The sequence below is a fragment of the Nigerium sp. genome (assembly GCF_039811905.1).
GTDB lineage: Bacteria > Actinomycetota > Actinomycetes > Propionibacteriales > Propionibacteriaceae > Propioniciclava.
In genome coordinates this window covers 1-15,777 of sequence record NZ_JBDHZL010000061.1, presented here as the reverse complement: position 1 = coordinate 15,777, position 15,777 = coordinate 1, and the positions used below count along the sequence as shown (strand labels likewise).

Below are 15,777 nucleotides of genomic sequence, written 5' to 3'. Positions count from 1 at the left end.
GGCCCCGGACGCGGCCACTGGGCGCGGGCGTCCGAGGGGGACGGCGTCCCCTCAGCGGCCCGGACGCAGCACGTACACGGCGGCCCCGGCCAGCAGATTCGAGATGTGGCCCTGCATGTGCAGCCGGCGTCCGCGCAGGGTGTAGGAGTATTTGCGCTCCACGACGAAGCCGAGCTGGTCGAAGAGCTCTTCGAGGTCGAGCAGCGTGGTGTGGCGGATGTTGGGGGTGTCGTACCAGCTGTACGGCAGTTCCTTCGACATCGGCATGTGCCCGCCGAGGAGGCGAAGCCGGTGGCCCCACCAGCCGAAGTTCGGCACCGACACGACCATCAGGTTGGCGATGCGCCCCATGTGCTTGAGCACGTGGGCGGGCCGCTGGATGGTCTGCAGCGTCCGCGACAGGACGCACACGTCGTAGCTGTTGTCGGAGAACTGGTCGAGCTGCCGGTCCAGATCCAGCTCGATCACCGGGACGCCCCGGCGGATCGCCCGCACCACCTTCTGCGGGTCGATCTCGACGCCGGTGCCCGTGCAGTCGCGCTCCGCCATGAGGTACGACAGGAGCGTTCCCGTGCCGCAGCCGAGATCGAGCACGCGCGAGGACGCCGGAATCTGCGCCGCGACCAGGCCGAGGTCGACGCGGAGATCGCGCGCGGGGCGTCCGTTGCGGGCGCTGGGGTGCGCGGAGAAGTCGTTCACAGCCCCACCTCCAGGGCGCGGTCGAGGTAGGCGCGGACGGTGGCGTGGTAGTCGTCGTTGTCCAGCAGGAACGAGTCGTGCCCCCACGGCGAGCTGAGCTCGCGGAAGGTGACGGGCAGGCGTCCGCGCTCCAGGTGCCGGACGATCCGCCGGCTGTGCTCGGTGTCGAAGCGCCAGTCGCTGTCGAAGGAGAGCACGAGGTACTTCACCGGGTCGGGCCGGACGCGGGGCGGCGTCTCGGCGAACGGGTCGAAGTAGTCCATCGAGCGGGTCAGGTACAGGTACGACAAGGCGTCGAACCGGGCGAGGAACGCCTGCCCCTGGTGGTCGAGGTAGCTCTCGACCGCGAAGTCGATGCCGAAGCCCGGCTTGCGGACCTGCTGCTGGTAGGCCCGGCCGAACTTCTCGTCGAGCGCGTCCTCCGACATGTAGGTGATGTGGGCCATCATGCGCGCGATCGCGAGGCCGACGTCGGGGCTCGTGCCCTCGGCGGCGTAGCGGCCGTCGCGGAAGTCGGGGTCGTCGACGATCGCCCGCCGTGCGACCGCCGAGAACGCGATGTTCTGGGCCGTCAGCCGGCTGGACGCGGCGACGATGATCGCGTTGGCCAGCTCCTCGGGGTAGCGCAGCGACCAGTCGAGCACCTGCATGCCGCCCATCGAGCCGCCGATCGCGGCCAGCAGCTTGCCGACGCCCAGATGCCGGGCCAGCGCCCGGTGGACGTTCACGAAGTCCTCCATGAGCACCAGCGGGAAGTCGAGCCCGTACGGCTCGCCCGTGTCGGGCCGCGGCGACGACGGCCCCGTCGTCCCCTGGCAGCCGCCGAGCAGGTTGCTGCAGATGACGAAGAACCGGTCGGTGTCCAGCGGTTTGCCCGGGCCGATCAGCGTGTCCCACCACCCCGGACGCTTGTCGCCCTCGTGGAAGCCGGCCGCGTGGGCGTCCCCGGTGAGGGCGTGGCATACCAGCACGGCGTTGCTCGCGTCCGCGTTGAGCGTGCCGTACGTCTCGTAGGCGACGTCGACCGGCCCCAGCGTGCGTCCGGACGCCAGCCGCAGCGGCTCGTCCTCGGTGAACAGCCGGACGACCTCGGTGCGGGTCACGCCGAGGGAGCCGGTGTGCTCAGCGCTCAATGCGTCGCCGCCAGCGCCTGATCCAGGTCGGCGATCAGGTCGTCGGAGTTCTCGATGCCGATCGACAGCCGGACGCCCTCGGGCGCGACGCCGGCGGCCACCAGCTCCTCTTCGGTGAGCTGGGAGTGGGTCGTCGTCGCGTTGTGGATGGCGAGGCTCTTCGCGTCCCCGATGTTCGCCAAGTGGCTGAACAGCCCGAGGCTCTCGATGAACGTCGACCCGGCGGCCCGGCCGGCCTTGAGCCCGAACGACACGAGGCCGCCGAACCCGTTGCCGTCCAGGATGCGCGCCGCCGTCTCGTGGTAGCGGTCACCCTCGAGCCCGGGGTAGTTCACCCAGGCGACGTCGGGGTGGTCCTGCAGGTAGCGGGCCACCGACAGTGCGTTGCTGCTGTGCCGCTCCATGCGCAGGTGCAGCGTCTCCAGGCCCACGCAGAACTGGAAGGCGCTCTCGGGGGCGATCGTCGCCCCCGTGTTGCGCATGAGCACGGTGCGGGCCCGGGTGATGTAGGCGGCCGGGCCGGCCGCGTCCGTCCAGACCGTCTCGTGATAGGCGTGGTCGGGGCTGGTGAGGTTCGGGAACCGCTCGGCGTTGGCCAGCCAGTCGAAGGTGCCCGAGTCGACGATGATGCCGCCCATGTGCGTGCCGTGGCCGCCCATGTACTTCGTCGCCGCGTGCACCGCGACGTCGGCACCGTGGTCGAACACGCGGCACAGGTAGGGCGTCGGCACGGTGTTGTCGACGACGAGCGGCAGGCCGTGGGCGTGGGCGACGTCGGCCCAGGCGTCCAGGTCCCACACGTTCAGGGCCGGGTTCCCGAGGCTCTCGCCGAAGACGAGCTTCGTGCGGCCGTCGACGACGGCGTCCAGGGCCGCCGGGTCGTCGGGATCGACGAACCGGCACTCGATGCCGAACTGCGGCAGCGTGTGCGCGAAGAGCGCGAACGTGCCGCCGTAGAGCTTGCTGCAGGCGACGAAGTTGTCGCCGGCGCCGCACAAGTTCTCGACGGCGTACGTGACGGCGGCCGCTCCGGTCGCCGTCGCGAGGGACGCGATGCCGCCTTCGAGCTGCGTGACGCGGTCTTCGAAGATGGCCTGGGTGGGGTTCGTGATGCGCGTGTAGATGTTGCCCGGGACGCGCAGCGCGAACACGTCGGCCGCGTGCTGGGTGTTGTCGAACGTGTACGACGTCGTGTTGTAGATCGGGACGGCCCGCGCCCGGGTGGTCGGATCGGATTGCTCCTGGCCCGCGTGAACCGCCAGCGTCTCGATGCGGTACTCCATGACTCCCCTTGTCGTCGTTCCCCGGCCGCGGCTGGGTTGCCCGCCCCGGCGACGACCTAGGTTAGGCGACCTCAGGCGGCCGTCGTGGCGGTCTTGCCGGCGATTCCGCCGAGCGGGAACGTCGCGATCGTCTCGTAGCGGTGGCCCTTGTCGTGCAGGTGGGACTCGATGAGCTGCAGTTCGGTCGCCTGCCAGGACGCCTCCTCGAACGTGTCCAGGATGCCGATCCACTTCGTCGCGTTGAACGGCTGGCGCGTGCGCGCGACCGTCAGGTGCGGGAAGAACTTCGCCCCGTCGACCGGGATGCCCGCCCGGTCGGCCGCGTTGCGGCACCGGGTCGCCAGCGCGCTGACCTCGGAGCGGCCGTGGGTCACGCCGAACCACAGCGTGCGTGCCGCGGCGACGTACGGAAAGCTGCCCCCGCCGCCGAGGCGCAGCTCGAACGGGTCGGTGCGCGCGGCCGCGTCGGAGAGCGACTCTTCGAGTCGTTCGAGGTTGCGGCTGGGCACGTCGGCCATGAACGCGGTCGTGACGTGCCAGGACTCGGTGCGCGTCCACGCGAGTCGGTTGTCGGCGTCGCGCCGAGGCTGAAGAAAATCGTCCACGGCCGCGACGACGTCGGGCGGCGGGACGATGGCGGTGAACATACGGGCTCCCATGCGCCCGATCGTAAGACTGAACGGCGTGGAACAATAGCCGGGCACGACGAAAGGGTGACGATGGGCGTTCTGGAGAACCGACTGCACGACGACATGGTGGCGGCGATGAAGGCGGGTGACCGGTCCACGACGACCACGCTGCGCATGGCGATCGGCGCGCTGAAGAACGAGAAGGTGGCCGGCAAGGCGGCCCGCGACCTGAGCGAGGCCGACGAGATCGCCGTGCTGACGCGCGAGGTCAACCGCCGGCGGGATTCGGCGGAGGCCTACACCGCGGGCAACCGCCCCGAGCTCGCGGAGAAGGAGACGGCGGAGGCCGAGCTGATCGGCCGGTACCTGCCGGCGCCGCTCACCGAGGCGGAGTTGGACGCCCTGGTGGCCGAGGAGGTCGCCGCAGCCGAGGCGTCCGCGGCGGCGAAGCCGACCATGAAGCAGATGGGCCAGATCATCAGGGCCGTCAACGGGCGGGCTCAGGGCCGCGCCCAGGGCGGCGAGATCGCGGCCAAGGTGCGGGCAGCGCTGGGCTGACGCGGCGTCCGAGAGTGCGGGGGGCACGTCTCCCCGCCCCAGGACGCCGCCGCGCGCGCCTGCTGCGCGCGGGGCGGCGTCCGGCACGATAGGCTCCACCAGATGTCTTCCACCACTGAACCCACCCCCCGGCCGGACGGGCCGGGGGCGTCCGCACCCGTGTCGGGGGCCGACGTGCTGGTCGTGGGCGCCGGGCTCGCCGGGTCCACGATCGCCCGCGAACTCGCCGAGCGCGGCGGCCGCCGGGTCGTCGTCCTCGAGGCCCGGCAGCACGTCGCCGGCAACGCCTACGACGTCGTCGACGAGGCCGGCGTCCTGATTCACCAGTACGGCCCACACATCTTCCACACGAACAACCAGCGCGTCGTGGAGTACCTGTCGCGGTTCACGGACTGGAACGGCTACAGCCACGAGGTGCTCGCCAACGTGCACGGGCTGTTCCTGCCCGTGCCGGTCAACAAGATCTCGCTGCGGCTCGCGTTCGGCAAGCAGCGCGGCGACGAGCTGATCGCGAAGCTGGTCGGCCGGTTCGGTGACGGCGAGAAGGTGACGATCCGGCAGCTGCGCGAGGAGAGCGACGCCGACCTCGCCGAGGTCGCCGACTACGTGTATCGCAACGTGTTCCTCACCTACACGACCAAGCAGTGGGGCGTCGGGCCCGACGAGGTCGACGAGTCGGTGACGGCGCGCGTCCCGGTGTTCATCTCCGAAGACTGCCGCTACTTCCAGGACGCCCACCAGGGCCTGCCCGTCGACGGCTACACCGCGCTCGTGCAGTGCATGCTGGAGCACCCGGGCATCGAGGTCCGGCTGGGCGTGGATGCCCGGCAGGTGTTCGAGTTCGGCGACGGCGAGGTGCGCGTCGGCGGCGAGCCGTTCGGCGGCACGGTGATCTACACCGGCCCGCTCGACGAGCTATTCGGCAACCGGTTCGGCTCGCTGCCCTACCGGACGCTCGACTTCGACTTCGAGACCCTGCAGCAGGACCGGTTCCAGCCCTCCGGCACCGTGAACTACACCGTCAGCGAAGACTTCACGCGCATCACCGAGTTCAAGCATCTGACCAGGCAGGACGCGCCGGGCCGGACGACGATCGTCCGGGAGTTCCCGCGCGACTATGTCCCCGACAGCACCGACGAGGCGTACTACCCGATCATCGATCCGGCGAACCTGGAGCTGCACGGGCGCTACGCCGAGCTGGCGAGCGAGCTGCCCGACTTCCACGCGATCGGCCGCCTCGCCGAGTACCGCTACTTCAACATGGATCAGGTCGTCGCGCGGGCGCTGAAGCTCGCCGATCGACTGCTCGCCGACTGAACGAAAGAAGCACGTGTCCGACAACCAGAAGACGATCAGCTACGTCATCCCCTGCTATAACTCGGCGGCCTACATGGACCACTGCATCGAGTCGCTGCTCGTGGGGGGTGACGACGTCGAGATCATCATCGTCGACGACGGCTCCACGAAGGACAACACGGCGGCCAAGGCGGACGCCTGGGCGGCCCGGCGTCCGGACGTCATCCGGGCCATCCACCAGGAGAACGCCGGCCACGGCGGCGCGGTGAACACCGGGCTGGCGGCGGCGTCCGGGGTGTATTTCAAGGTCGTCGACTCCGACGACTGGCTGGACGCCCACGCCTCGCACCTGATGCTGGCCAAGCTGCGGGGGTTCATCGCCGGGGACAGCAAGATCGACCTCATGGTGTGCAACTACGTCTACGAGCACACCGCGACCGGAACCCACCGCGTCATCAACTACAAGGGCGCCCTGCCCGAGAACCGCCGCTTCGGCTGGGATCAGGTGCGGCACTTCGGCGTCGGGCAGAACATCCTCATGCACTCGGCGATCTTCCGCACCGAACTGCTGCGGGAGTGCGGGCTGCAACTGCCGACGCACACGTTCTACGTGGACAACATCTTCGTGTACGTCCCGCTGCCGTCGGTGGAGACGCTGTACTACCTGCCGGTGGACCTGTACCGCTACTTCATCGGGCGCGACGACCAGTCGGTGAATGAGCCCGTGATGATCTCGCGGCTCGACCAGCAGATGCGCATCACCCGGGTGATGGTGGACGCCCACCAGTTGCCCGAGGCGGCCGGCAACGACCGGCTGGCCCGGTACATGGAGGCCTACCTCGCGCTGATCCTGGCGGCCAGCTCGATCATCTCGATCCTCGCGCACAACGCCGGCAACACCGACGCCCTGCGCCAGCGCGACGAGATGTGGGCGCACCTGAAGGAGCGCAACCCGAAGCTCTACCGACGCATGCGTCGCGCCGCCCTGCCGCTGGGGTCGAACTTCCCCGGCAAGGCCGGGCGGGCGGCGTCCCTGCGGCTGTACCGCGTCGCCCAGCAGATGTACCGGTTCAACTGAGGATCGTCCAACCGAGGATCGTCGACGCCCGGCGACTGAGGTCTGGACGCCCCCGCCCGGGGGCGTCCAACGGCCCCCCCGGGGGGTTCCGTGTGGCTTGCCCACACCTCGTGAGCAAACACAACGGGTGAGCAGACGGTGCGGTGACACGGGGGCTCGCGGGGCTGACGACCTGGGCGCTCGAATGGATGCTCGAGAGACGCCCCAGGCGCCACGGGCCCGCGCGGGCGGGCCAGCGGGTGGGTCAGGAGTCCATCCGTGCCTGGTCGGCCTCGTAGGAGGGGTGGTACCGCGTCAGGGACGCCACGCCCCCGATCGCCACGAGCCCGAGCACGAGCATGCCGGCGACGACGGGGAGGGTCAGGTGCTTGCCCTCCCCCAGCACCAGGAAGCCGTACAGCACGGCGACGACGGGGCTGGTCACGGTCATCGAGCCCACGACGATCTCGGCCGGCCCGGTGGCGTACCCCTGCTGGATGAGCGCGCCGGCCATGACGCTGCCGAGGATGAGCGCGCCGACGATGCCCCAGATGAGGGGGTCGGTGAGCCACGACTGCTGCTCTTGGGCGTACTCGATCATCGCCTTCACCAGGGCGGCCTCGAGACCGTAGAACAGGGCGCCGGCGGACGCCCAGAACAGGCAGCGGAGGTCTTTCGGCCCGCCGCGTCCCATGGACGAGAACGCGATCGCGAACGCGTAAACCACCAGCGCGCCGATGACGATCTGGTAGGCCTGCAGCCCCTTGCCCGTCGTCGCGTGGACGCCGGTGAGGATCGTGAAGCCGAGGGTCGCCGCGACGGTGACGACCAGGGAGAGCCTCATGCGGCCGGGCACGCGCGTGCGGTGGATGCGGGCGGCCAGAATCACCGACCACGGGAACGCCAGCAGCCCCACGGGCTGCACCACCGACACCGGGGCCATCAAAAGGGCCGTCACTTGCAGGGCGGCGGACGCCCCGAGCAGGGCAAGGCCCGCCCACCAGCGCCGCGAGCGCAGCAGGTGGAGCAGCCGGCGCACGCTCATCGACTTGCGCTCAGAGGCGTCCTCTACTTGCCGGCCGACGGCGTTGTGCTGAACCGACGCGGACGCCGCGAAGCAGAACGAGCCCACGACGACGAGCGCGATGGCGAGGGGGATGTTCTGCGGCATGCAGCTCCTTCGTCCGCGGGTCCGGCGCCCAACCTACTGCACCCTCACGTAGGCCCGCACGTCACCGCACCGTCGGGATTCGTTCAGACGTCGCGATCCGCGGTCTCGGGCATGGTGAAGAACGCGAGCGCCGACGCGAGACACACGCCGACCACGATCAGCAGGAACACCCACAGGCGGCCCTGCCCGATGAGCCCGGTGGCGAGCGTCGGGGTGAGCCCGCCGAAGACGGCGACCGCCAACCCGTACGGCAGGGAGATGCCGGCGGTGCGGACCTCGGGCGGGAACTGCTCGGCCATCACCGCGGCCAGCGAGCCGGCGTAGGCCGCGAGGAACACCGCGCTCAGCAGGGCCGGCACGAGCACTCCCATCAGCGTCGGCCGCATGCCGAGCACGAGCGGGGTGAACGTCGCGGCCGACCCGAGCGCGAAGAACAGCAGCAGTGGACGCCGCCCGTACCGGTCGCTCAGCGCGCCGGACAGCGGCTGCAGGACGGTGAAGACGGCCAGCGCGACCATCGCGGCCGGCTGACTGATCGCCAGCGGGACGCCGACGTGCAGCTTCGCGAACGTGGGCAGGTAGACGAACCAGAACTGGACGAGCCCCGTGCCGGCAGCGACGAGGGCGATGACGCGGAGGGCGGCGGCCGGGTGCGTCCGGAGGACGGCCGTGAGCGGCCTGCGCTGGAGGCGTCCGGATGTGCGAGTCGCGGAGAAGGCGTCCGTCTCGGGGACGCGCCGCCGCAGGTAGAGGCCGACCAGCCCGAAGACGGCGCCCAGGCCGAAAGCCACGCGCCAGCCCCAGCTCGTGAGGGCCTCGGGCGTCATGGTCGCGAACATCGCCGCGGCCAGAGCGGACGCCGCCAGCGTGCCGGCCCCCACCGAGACCTGCTGCCACGAGCCGGCCCGCGCGCGCCCTCCGCGCTCGGCGTTCTCGACGAGGAAGGCCGACGAGGTGCCGAACTCGCCGCCCGCCGAGAATCCCTGGACGCAGCGCGCCAGGACGAGCAGGAGCGGCGCGGCCACCCCGATGGCGTGCCACGTCGGCAGGAGGGCCATGACGAGGCTCGCCACGGCCATGAGCAGGATGGTGAGGGTCATGCCGGCGCGGCGTCCGTGGCGGTCGGCGTACGAACCGAGCACAGCCCCGCCCAGCGGGCGGACGAAGAAGCCGACCGCGAACACGGCGAACGCCGACAACAGCCGGGCGGTCTCGTCGGCCTGCGGGAAGAACGCCGCCGCGAAGTAGGGGGCGAAGAACCCGTAGACCGACCAGTCGAACCACTCGACCATGTTGCCGACGGTGCCGGCGGCCCGCGCGCGGCGACGCAGGCGGGTCTCGGACAGAGCGATGGCGGTGATGGTGTTCCTCCCGGTGGTGGGGTGACGCGGCTGCCCGCGGCGCCGGACAGGATAGTCCTCCCCGCAAAGCGGCGGACGCCGGGTGCGGAGGTGCCCGGCGTCGCCAACAGCGCGTGGGGCGCGACACGCGTCCGGACGAACGTCTCCGCGGCCGCGGTTGGACCGTGGTTGCCACCGTCATGCGGGGCCGGGAAGCCCGGTGAGGTAGCATCACGGCGTCCGATCGTTGTTCATTCAACCACACGGACCCGACGTGCGTCCGCGCTCCCTCGGCATCCCGCGCGCACCGGTCCCACCCGCGTCGTCCCGAAGGAACCCCCATGCGCACCGACACCGACACCGAGCCCGGCGTCTCCCGGGACGTCCCGTCGCGCCTGAGCCGCGGCAACCGCTCGATCATCGGGGTGCTGCTGGTGGCGGCGTTCGTCGTGATCCTGAACGAGACGGCGATGAACGTGGCCCTCACGCGCATCATGCTCGACCTCCGCGTGACCGAACGCACCGCCCAGTGGCTCACGACCGGCTTCATGCTGACGATGGCCGTCGTCATCCCGGTGACCGGATGGCTGCTCGACCGCATCACCCGCCGGGCGGCGTTCGGCCTGGCCATGTCCCTGTTCAGCGTCGGGACGTTGGTCTGCGCGGTCGCGCCCACCTTCGGGGTGCTGCTCGCGGGGCGCGTCGTGCAGGCGTCCGGGACCGCGGTCATGATGCCCCTCCTCATGACGACCGTCATGAACCTCGTCCCCGCCCGCAGCCGCGGGACGGTCATGGGCAACATCTCGATGGTGATCTCGGTGGCGCCCGCGGTCGGGCCCACGCTCTCGGGCCTGCTGCTGCAACTCGGCTCGTGGCGCTTCATCTTCGCGGCCGTCCTGCCGGTCGCCCTGGCCATGCTGGCGGCAGGCCTGAGGCTGCTGGCCCACGGCGGCCGGACGCGTTCCACGCCGCTCGACGCGGCGTCCGTGCCGCTCACCGTGCTCGGGTTCGGCGGGCTGGTCTACGGGTTGAGTCTCGTCGGGGACGCCCACGCCCCGGCGTGGGCGCTGCCGGCCGCCCTGGGCGCCGGCGCGCTCGGGCTCGGCGCGTTCGTCGCGAGGCAGCTCTCCCTGCAGAAGAGGGATGCGGCCCTCCTCGACCTGCGAACGTTCCGCTACCCCATCTTCACCGTCGCCCTGGCGATGATGGCGCTCGCGATGATGGCCCTCTTCGGCACGATCATCACCCTTCCCCTGCTGCTGCAGCGGGCCTACGGGATGGAGCCGGTGCAGGTCGGCCTGCTCATGCTGCCGGGCGGCATCATGATGGGCGTGCTCTCCCCCGCGGTCGGCCGCCTCTACGACCGGACCGGCCCGAAGACGCTCGTCGTCCCGGCGAGCATCGTCGTGATGGCGTGCTTCGCGTTCCTGTCGCTGCTGACGCACGACACCCCGTGGTGGCAGCTCATGGCGGTGCACGCGGTGATGAGCACGGCGTTCGCGTTCGTGTTCACGCCGCTGTTCACGGTCTCGCTGGGCGCGCTGCCCGGCCGGCTGTACTCGCACGGGTCGGCCATGGTCGGCACGATCCAGCAGGTCGCCGGGGCCGCGGGAACGGCGCTGTTCGTCACGGTGTTGGCCGCTCGGTCGGCGCAGGCGGCGGCGGTGGGGGCCGCCCCGGCCGACGCCCTGCTCGCCGGGTCGCACTGGGCCTTCCTCGGCGCAGGAGCCGTCTGGACCGCCGCCGTCGTCGCGGCCTGGTTCCTGCGCAAGCCCGCGGACGTCGTGGAGTAGCCGGCGTCCCTCGTGCGTCGCCACGCCCCGCCCGGTGTAGACCGGGCGGGGCGTGGTGCATCCAGGGTGCGGCAGCATGCGCCCGAGTGATTTTCGCACGAATCGCGCATAACGCTTGCGCACTTCGCGCATGTTCTGCCAGACTCTTCGTCACCAGGACCTCTCCCTACGACGCACGGAGGCAGCCGATGACGGTGTATCTCGCCAGGTGTGCGGCGTCCAGGGGGCGCCTCCGCGCTGAGAGCCCACTTCATGCGCGATCTGCGCAGGTAGTGACGCAGGGCGTGCACGAGTGTTCTGTCGCCCTGCCTCGTCGGGCCCACGACCCGTCCACAACCAACGACGATTGAGGAGAACACCATGACGACCTTCGACGGCCGACTGACCCCCCGCCCCGACGGCGGCACCGAGGCGCTGATGCCCACGCCGACCGTGCAGTGCCACGCCGCGAACCTCGCGTTCCTCCCGAACGGCGACCTGGCGTGCGTCTGGTTCGGCGGCACGCAGGAGGGGGTGTCCGACATCTCCGTGCATCTGTCCCGCCTGAGGGCCGGTACCGACCAGTGGCTCGACCCCGTGCAGCTCAGCTTCGACTCGAGCCGGTCGGAGCAGAACCCGATCCTGTTCAACGCCCCCAACGGCGACGTCTGGCTGCTGTACACCGGGCAGATCGCCGGCAACCAGGACTCCTCGATCGTCCGCAGGCGGGTGTCGCACGACGGCGGCGAGACCTGGGACGAGCCGACCGCGCTGCTGGGCGAGGACGCCCCGAAGGGCGTGTTCGTCCGGCAGGTGCCCGTCGCGCTGGAGAGCGGCCGCATCTTGCTGCCGACGTTCAACTGCATCGCGCTGCCGGGCGAGAAGTGGGTCGGCAATCAGGACACGGCGTCCGTCTGGTACTCCGACGACGCCGGTGAGACCTGGACCGAGACGCCGGTGCCGAACTCGGAGGGCTGCGTCCACATGAACATCGTCCCGCGGACGGACGGCACGCTCTGGGCCTGCTTCCGGTCGCGCTGGGCCGACCACGTCTACGAGACCGAATCCACCGACGGAGGCGAGACCTGGGCGCCTTGCCGTCCGATCGACCTGCCGAACAACAACTCCTCCATCCAGGCCCGCGCGCTCGGCGACGGCCAGATCGCGATGGTGATGAACTACGCGAGCCAGGCGGACGCGACCGACCGGCGGGCGTCCCTGTACGACGAGATCGACGACGAGGGCGTGAAGGACACCGACGGCCCCGTGCTCGCCGAGCCGACGTTCGAGACCGACAAGCGCACCGCGTTCTGGGGCGCGCCGCGCGCGCCGATGACGCTCGCCCTCTCCGACGACGACGGCCGCAGCTGGCCCATCGCGTATGACATCGAGAACGGCGACGGCTACTGCATGTCGAACAACAGCCGCGAGAACCTCAACCGTGAGCTGTCGTACCCGTCGGTGATCGGGGACGCCGAGGGCGGCGTCCACGTGGCCTACACCTGGCATCGCCAGGCGATCAAACACGTGCACCTGCCGGGCGACGTGCTGGCGCGCATCCGGGCCGAACGGCCCACCTCTGCCGGCCCTGATCTGTCTGCCGAGCAGACCGCCTGACCACCACCATCCACCACACCAGAAAGGTTCAACGATGACCTCCGTCGAGATCAAAGGAATTGTCACCCCGATCGTCACCCCCATGCACGAGGACGAATCGGTCAACACCGAGGAACTGCGTCGCCAGGTCGACCGCCAGATCGAGGGCGGCGTCCACGGCATCTTCCCGTTCGGCACGAACGGTGAGGGCTACATCCTCAACGCGAGCGAGAAGGAACTCGTCCTGCGCACCGTCGTCGACCAGGTGGCCGGGCGCGTCCCCGTCTACGCCGGCACCGGCGCGATCTCCACCAAGGAGACCATCGAGCAGAGCGCGATGGCCAAGGACGCGGGCGCCGACGTGTTGTCGATCATCACGCCGAGCTTCGCCGCGGCCAGCCAGGACGAGCTCTACGCGCACTACAAGGCGGTCGCGGACGCCGTCGACCTGCCGATCGTGCTCTACAACATCCCCGCCCGCGCCGGGAACGCCATCGCCCCCGCCACGGTGGCCAAGCTGGCCCAGATCGAGTCGATCGTCGGCGCGAAGGACTCCTCGGGGAACTTCGCCAACATCCTGGGGTACCTCGACGCCCGCAAGAAGGCCGTCGGGTCGTTCGACATCCTGTCGGGCAACGACCAGCTGATCATCTGGACGCTGCTGGCCGGCGGCACCGGCGGAATCGCGGGCTGCGCCAACGTCTACCCGCGCGTCATGGCGTCCATCTACGACCTGTTCGTGGAGGGCAAGATCGAGGAGGCGAAGGCGGCGAACGAGTCCATCGCGTCGTTCCGCGCCTGCTTCAAGTACGGCAACCCCAACACGATCGTGAAGACGGCCGTCTCGCTGCTCGGGTACGAGGTCGGCAAGTGCCGGGCCCCGTTCAACCAGGTGCCCGCCGAGGGCGTCGAGGCCCTCAAGAAGGTCCTCGACGAGAACCGCGCCAACGGCATGAGCTGAGCAGGGACCTTCACCATGACTCTTCCCATGATCTTCGCGCTGGCGATCACGGTCTTCATGATCGCCCTCATCATGGTCGACAAGCTCCCCTTCGGGGTGCCGCCGCTGATCGCCTGCCTGCTGATGGTGGTCTTCGGCGTCGTCGACATCAAGACCGCGTTCGGCGGCTTCGCCAACTCCACCATCATCATGCTCGCCGCCTTCATGGCGGTGATCGCGGCCCTGCAGAAGACGACGCTCATCGCCCGCTTCAAGGACCTGATCGTCTCCATGGCGAGCAAAGGCGGCTTCAAGGCGTACGTGCTGCTCATCCTCGTCGTCATGCTGGGTGCCAGCATCTTCGGCACCGGTTCCACGGCGTACTACGTGCTGGTGATCGGCCTGCTGTCGACCTTGCCCTACAGCAAGCTCCTGCCGCCCTCGCGCCTGTTGATGCCGGCCGGCTTCGCCGCGAACCACCCGCTCGCGCCGTTCAACGTCGCCCTTCAGTACGGCATCGTCATGGCCGTCCTGCAGGCCACCGGCTTCCTGGAGCGGGTCGACCTGGTCAAGTTCTCGCTGGTCAACCTGGTCCTGAGCCTCGGCTTCCTGGCCTGGTGCCTGGTGGCCTACAAGATCCTGCCCGACCACCCGATCGCCGACACCTCGACCGACAAGGTCGCCATCGAGCCCGCCAACGGTGCCGGTGTGGACGCCGCGGACACCACCGGTGTCGCCACGGCGGTGGCCACCCCCACGATCACCAAGCGCCAGGAGTACGCCACGTACTTCAGCTTCGCGCTGGCCGTCGTCGGCATGATCATGTACAGCTACATCGGCGACCCCGGCTACGCCATCACCGGCCTGTCGGTGGCAATCCTCCTGGTGACCAACGTTTTGGACTTCACCGAGATCCGCGATGCGATCAGCCAGCCGATCATCCTCATGTCCGCCGGCGTCATCGGCATCGCGGACGCCCTGGGCGCCACCGGCCTGACCAAGCTCGTCGGCGAGACCGTCGCCGGCATGCTCGGGACGAACGTCAGCCCGTTCCTGCTGGTCTTCGTCTTCTGCATCCTGACCAGCCTGCTGGCCACGCTGACCGGATCGACCATCGGCACGGTCTACGTGTTCGCTCCGCTGGCCATCGCGACCTGCCTCCAGCTGGGTCTCGACCCGACGGCGGCCGCGGCAGCCATCGTCATCTCGGGCTGGAACGGCCACTTCCTCCCCATCGACGGCATGCCGGCGATGATCATGGGCGCCGGCAAGTACACCTTGGTGCAGTTCTGGAAGTTCACCGTCCCGATGTACTTCATCCGCCTCGCCGCGCTGTCGGCCGGTGCCCTGCTGCTGTTCCCGATGTGATCCCCCTCGCACAGAATCGACAGACCTGACATGAGCAACACCTTTGAGCTGGCCCACGTGGGCATCAACAACGACAACGCCGAGAAGGCCGCAGAACTCGCTCAACTGCTGGCCATGATGTTCAACCTCGAGACCCGCGCCGGGCAGAAGTCGGAGTTCGCCGGCTCCTACTTCGAGTGCGTCCGCACCCAGTACCTGGGGACCAACGGGCACATCGGCATGAAGACCGATGATCTTCCGTCGGCGGTCGAGGAACTCAAGGAGAAGGGCTTCACCTTCAACACCGACACCCTCGCCCACTTCCCCGACGGCCGGATGCAGAACATCTACCTCGACGGCGAGTTCGGGGGCTTCGCCATCCACATCATGCAGAAGTAGCGCCCTGCCCCACTGGCCCCGGTCCGTTTCGGACCGGGGCCTTCGGCGTCCTGCTGGCCGCGGTCGTCCGGGGCTGTCGTGAGGGACGTCCGCGACGGCGGCGTGGATCGGGGTGTGTGACGTTCTCCACCTCAGAGTGTGGAGAACGTCAGGTAGAAACGCCCCCGCCCCGGCGCCGCCGGCGCTCGGACGCGGCCAAGCCGAGCCCGCCGCGCTCGAGCGCGGCGAGGGTGCTTTCGCCCTCCCAGACGAGGCGTCCGCGGCGGGTCACGCGCGCGGTGAGCCGCCCGGCGAGGTTCTCCAGGTCGCCGTCGACGGCCGTGCGGCGCTCGACGAGCGGCACGGGCAGGATCAGGGCGTCCGCGACGGGGGCGTCCGCGTCGATCTCGACCGCCCATCCGGACGCCGGCGCGCGGCCCCGCAGCGTCCACGACCCGTGGCGTTCTTCCTCGTCGGCCCCCACCGCCGCCTTGACGGGCGAGGTGCCGGGATTGCCCCACCGGACGACCCGGCCGCCGGGTAACCGCACGACCACGGCGGTCACCTCGGTCCGCAGC

At 69.9% G+C, this 15,777-nt stretch carries 15 protein-coding genes; 8 read left to right on the top strand and 7 right to left on the bottom strand.

Annotated elements, in window-relative coordinates; genetic code table 11:
* Positions 1-51: 51 nt before the first annotated feature.
* From metW to thpR, 4 genes are all read right to left on the bottom strand, one after another.
* Positions 52-699: a methionine biosynthesis protein MetW gene (metW, locus tag WMJ97_RS10460; RefSeq protein ID WP_347348935.1), complete on the bottom strand. Its 648-nt coding sequence runs from the start codon at positions 697-699 to the stop codon at positions 52-54.
* A complete protein-coding gene (locus WMJ97_RS10455) occupies positions 696-1,832 on the bottom strand; it encodes a homoserine O-acetyltransferase (protein ID WP_347348934.1) in 1,137 nt (378 codons plus the stop codon). The genes metW and WMJ97_RS10455 overlap by 4 nt, the downstream gene beginning before the upstream one ends.
* Positions 1,829-3,115, bottom strand: coding sequence for an O-acetylhomoserine aminocarboxypropyltransferase/cysteine synthase family protein (locus WMJ97_RS10450; protein ID WP_347348933.1), 1,287 nt, complete (start codon positions 3,113-3,115; stop codon positions 1,829-1,831). Before WMJ97_RS10450 ends, WMJ97_RS10455 begins: the two co-directional genes overlap by 4 nt.
* A gap of 71 nt (positions 3,116-3,186) precedes the next feature.
* A complete protein-coding gene (thpR, locus tag WMJ97_RS10445) occupies positions 3,187-3,774 on the bottom strand; it encodes an RNA 2',3'-cyclic phosphodiesterase (protein ID WP_347348932.1) in 588 nt (195 codons plus the stop codon).
* A gap of 60 nt (positions 3,775-3,834) precedes the next feature.
* Here thpR and WMJ97_RS10440 point away from each other — a divergent pair, with 60 nt between their 5' ends.
* From WMJ97_RS10440 to WMJ97_RS10430, 3 genes are all read left to right on the top strand, one after another.
* Positions 3,835-4,302 carry a GatB/YqeY domain-containing protein gene (locus tag WMJ97_RS10440; protein WP_347348931.1) on the top strand — a complete coding sequence of 156 codons (468 nt, stop codon included), beginning with the start codon at positions 3,835-3,837 and terminating at the stop codon, positions 4,300-4,302.
* Between the two features lie 102 nt (positions 4,303-4,404).
* A complete protein-coding gene (gene glf / locus WMJ97_RS10435) occupies positions 4,405-5,619 on the top strand; it encodes a UDP-galactopyranose mutase (protein WP_347348929.1) in 1,215 nt (404 codons plus the stop codon).
* A 13-nt stretch (positions 5,620-5,632) separates the two neighbouring features.
* A complete protein-coding gene (locus WMJ97_RS10430; protein WP_347348928.1) occupies positions 5,633-6,676 on the top strand; it encodes a glycosyltransferase family A protein in 1,044 nt (347 codons plus the stop codon).
* A gap of 244 nt (positions 6,677-6,920) precedes the next feature.
* Here the strand turns inward: WMJ97_RS10430 and WMJ97_RS10425 are convergent, their stop codons facing one another.
* Both WMJ97_RS10425 and WMJ97_RS10420 read right to left on the bottom strand, forming a co-directional pair.
* Positions 6,921-7,826 carry a DMT family transporter gene (locus WMJ97_RS10425; protein WP_347348927.1) on the bottom strand — a complete coding sequence of 302 codons (906 nt, stop codon included), beginning with the start codon at positions 7,824-7,826 and terminating at the stop codon, positions 6,921-6,923.
* Positions 7,827-7,909: 83 nt separating this feature from the next.
* Positions 7,910-9,118, bottom strand: coding sequence for an MFS transporter (locus WMJ97_RS10420; protein ID WP_347348926.1), 1,209 nt, complete (start codon positions 9,116-9,118; stop codon positions 7,910-7,912).
* 389 nt (positions 9,119-9,507) lie between these two features.
* Between WMJ97_RS10420 and WMJ97_RS10415 the strand changes: the two genes are divergently transcribed.
* From WMJ97_RS10415 to WMJ97_RS10395, 5 genes are all read left to right on the top strand, one after another.
* Positions 9,508-10,959, top strand: a complete 1,452-nt coding sequence (locus WMJ97_RS10415; RefSeq protein ID WP_347348925.1) for a DHA2 family efflux MFS transporter permease subunit — start codon at positions 9,508-9,510, stop codon at positions 10,957-10,959.
* Between the two features lie 360 nt (positions 10,960-11,319).
* Positions 11,320-12,555, top strand: a complete 1,236-nt coding sequence (locus WMJ97_RS10410) for an exo-alpha-sialidase (RefSeq protein WP_347348924.1) — start codon at positions 11,320-11,322, stop codon at positions 12,553-12,555.
* Between the two features lie 34 nt (positions 12,556-12,589).
* Positions 12,590-13,495 (top strand): 4-hydroxy-tetrahydrodipicolinate synthase, encoded by a 906-nt coding sequence (dapA, locus tag WMJ97_RS10405; RefSeq protein ID WP_347348923.1) that lies wholly within the window; start codon positions 12,590-12,592, stop codon positions 13,493-13,495.
* Positions 13,496-13,510: 15 nt separating this feature from the next.
* Positions 13,511-14,842 (top strand): SLC13 family permease, encoded by a 1,332-nt coding sequence (locus WMJ97_RS10400; protein WP_347348922.1) that lies wholly within the window; start codon positions 13,511-13,513, stop codon positions 14,840-14,842.
* Between the two features lie 30 nt (positions 14,843-14,872).
* Positions 14,873-15,220, top strand: coding sequence for a hypothetical protein (locus tag WMJ97_RS10395; RefSeq protein WP_347348921.1), 348 nt, complete (start codon positions 14,873-14,875; stop codon positions 15,218-15,220).
* Between the two features lie 148 nt (positions 15,221-15,368).
* Here the strand turns inward: WMJ97_RS10395 and WMJ97_RS10390 are convergent.
* Positions 15,369-15,777: hypothetical protein (locus tag WMJ97_RS10390; RefSeq protein ID WP_347348919.1), on the bottom strand; the 409-nt coding region annotated here is incomplete at its 5' end.